Source organism: Saccharomonospora iraqiensis subsp. iraqiensis, from assembly GCF_000430445.1.
GTDB classification, from domain to species: Bacteria; Actinomycetota; Actinomycetes; order Mycobacteriales; family Pseudonocardiaceae; genus Saccharomonospora; species Saccharomonospora iraqiensis.
This window is the reverse complement of record NZ_KE387033.1, coordinates 1-2,606: the sequence shown is the minus strand read 5'-3', so window position 1 is coordinate 2,606 and position 2,606 is coordinate 1. Positions and strand designations below refer to the sequence as shown.

The following is a 2,606-nucleotide window of genomic DNA, read 5'->3' as shown; positions in this document are numbered from 1 at the left end:
CCGGGGCGTCGTCGGCCAGGCCCAGCGCGCTGCGCAGACCGGGCAGCGCGGCGACCGTGCCGCCCCAGATCTGCTGGGCGCGCAGCATCGCCAGCACCAGGTTCACCCGCGCCTCACCGGTGGGGGCGGCGCCGAGCACGTGCAGGCCGTCCCGGATCTGGGCGTCCTTGACCTCGCACAGCCAGCCGTCCACGTGCAGCAGGAAGTCGTCGAACTCGGCGTCGTGCGGGCGTTCGGTGATGCCGAGGTCGTGGTCGAGCTTGGCGGCCTGGATCAGCGTCCAGATCTGCTGCCGGATCGCGGGCAGCTTCGGCGGGTCCATCGCGGCGATGTTGGCGTGCTCGTCGAGCAGCTGCTCCAGCTTCGCCATGTCGCCGTAGGACTCCGCGCGCGCCATCGGCGGCACCAGGTGGTCGACGATCGTGGCGTGCGCGCGGCGTTTGGCCTGCGCGCCCTCGCCCGGGTCGTTGACCAGGAACGGGTAGATCATCGGCAGGTCGCCCAGCACCGCGTCCGGCGCGCAGGCGGCGGACAGGCCCGCGCTCTTACCGGACAGCCACTCCAGCGACCCGTGCTTGCCCAGGTGGACGACGGCGTGCGCGCCGAACTCCTCCGCCAGCCAGCGGTAGGTGGCCAGGTAGTGGTGGGTGGGCGGCAGGTCCGGATCGTGGTAGATCGCCACCGGGTTCTCGCCGAACCCGCGCGGCGGCTGGATCATCAGGATCACGTTGCCCGCCCGCAGCGAGGCGAGCACGATCTCGTCGTTGTCGACGTAGAGCTCCCCCGGCGGCGGGCCCCAGTGTTCGATCATCGCCTCGCGCAGCTCGGCGGGCAGCGCGTCGAACCACTCCCGGTAGCGCTGCGCGGGCACCCGGATCGGGTTGCCGGCGAGCTGTTCCTCGGTGAGCCACTCCGGGTCCTGGCCGCCGGCCTCGATGAGCGCGTGGATCAGCGCGTCGCCGTCCGGCTGGTCGGTGCCGGTCGGCTGCACGCCGGGGAAGGCGGCGGCGCCGTCCGGGCCGAAGTCGTAGCCCCGCGCGTGCATCCGGCGCAGCAGTTCCACCGCCGAGGCGGGGGTGTCCAGGCCGACGGCGTTGCCGACGCGGGCGTGCTTGGTGGGGTAGGCCGACAGCATCAGCGCGACCCGGCGCTGCTCGGGCGGGGTGTGCCGGAGGCGGGCGTGGGCCAGCGCGATCCCGGCCACGCGGGCGGCGCGTTCGGCGTCCGGGACGTAGCGGGGCAGGCCGTCGGCGTCGGTCTCCTTGAACGAGAACGGCACCGTGATCAGCCTGCCGTCGAACTCCGGCACGGCCATCTGGTTGCCCGCGTCCATCGGGGACAGGCCGTCGTCGTTGGCCTCCCAGGTGGCGCGGTCGCTGGTCAGGCACATCGCCTGCAGGGTGGGCACGTCCAGCTCGGCCAGGTCGGCCACGTCCCAGGACTCGTCGTCGCCGCCCGCGCTCGCGCCCGCCGGGCGGGTGCCGCCCGCGGCGAGCACCGTCACCAGCAGGACGTCCGCCGTGCGGAGTTCGTCCAACATCTCCGGCTCGCGCGAGCGCAGCGAGGCGCAGAAGATCGGCATCGGCCGCCCGCCCGCGGCCCGCACCTGCTCGGCCAGCGTCTCCACGAACGCCGTGTTCCCGGCCAGATGGTGCGCCCGGTAGTAGATGATCCCCACCACCGGCCGCGAGTCGCCACTTGGTGCCCGCGAGTCGCCACCTGGTGCCGCCGAGTCGACGCCACGGGACGCCGAGTTGCCACTCGGTGCACGCGAGTCGACGACATGGGCCGCCGAGTTGCCACTCGGTGCACGCGAGTCGACGACATGGGCCGCCGAGTCGGCGTCCTGGACTGGCGACTCGCGGTCCTGGGCCGGCGACTCGCGGTCCTGGGGCGGCGACTCGCGGTCCTGGGGCGTCGACTCGCCGGGGAGGGGGAGGTGGCCCCAGGAGGGTTGGGGGACCGGGGGTGCGAAGCCCTCGCCGGTGAGCAGGAGGGTGTCGGAGAGGAAGCGGTGCAGTTCGGTGAGGTTGTCCGGACCGCCGTGCGCCAGGTACGCGTGCGCCTCGGTGGCCGTGCCCGCGGGCACGGTGGACAGGGCCATCAGCTCCGCGTCCGGGGTCTGCTCGCCGCCGAGCACCACGACGTGCGCGCCGGATTCCCGCACGGTGCGCAGCCCCTGCTCCCAGGTGCGCTCGGTGCCGAGGATGCGCACCACCACGACGGGCACGTCGCGCAGCAGACCGGGCAGCTCGTCGAGGTCGAGACGAGCCGGGTTCGCCAGTCGGTAGTCGGCCCCGCCGGCCCGCGCACTCAACAGATCTGTGTCCGAAGTGGACAGCAAGAGAATCACGACGTTCAGCCCTCCCTGGTCCGCTCCACTGTCGTGGCGGCGGCGCGTGGTCGTCAAGGTGATCTGTTCGACCGTGCACGCGAGCGGCGACGGGCACGCACGGCCACGCTCTACAGTAGGGGCCGTGTCCCCACCGAACCGTCCGTATGCCGACGCCTGCCCGGGTGTCGTCGCCACGCACGAGGCCGCCGACGGCGCGCTGGCGCGCGTCCGCGTACCCGGCGGCGCCCTGACCTCCGCACAGGCCCGCGCG

General features: G+C 73.6%; 1 protein-coding gene and 1 pseudogene. One reads left to right on the top strand and one right to left on the bottom strand.

Annotation, left to right across the window (positions count from 1 at the left end):
* Nucleotides 1–2,353 (bottom strand): cobaltochelatase subunit CobN (locus ACTIR_RS21005; RefSeq protein ID WP_034237682.1); only part of this gene is annotated, 2,353 nt, incomplete at its 3' end.
* A gap of 124 nt (nucleotides 2,354–2,477) precedes the next feature.
* On the opposite strand from ACTIR_RS21005, the pseudogene ACTIR_RS27310 reads away from it, so the two are divergent.
* Nucleotides 2,478–2,606, top strand: a pseudogene (locus ACTIR_RS27310) (precorrin-3B synthase); the annotation flags it as partial.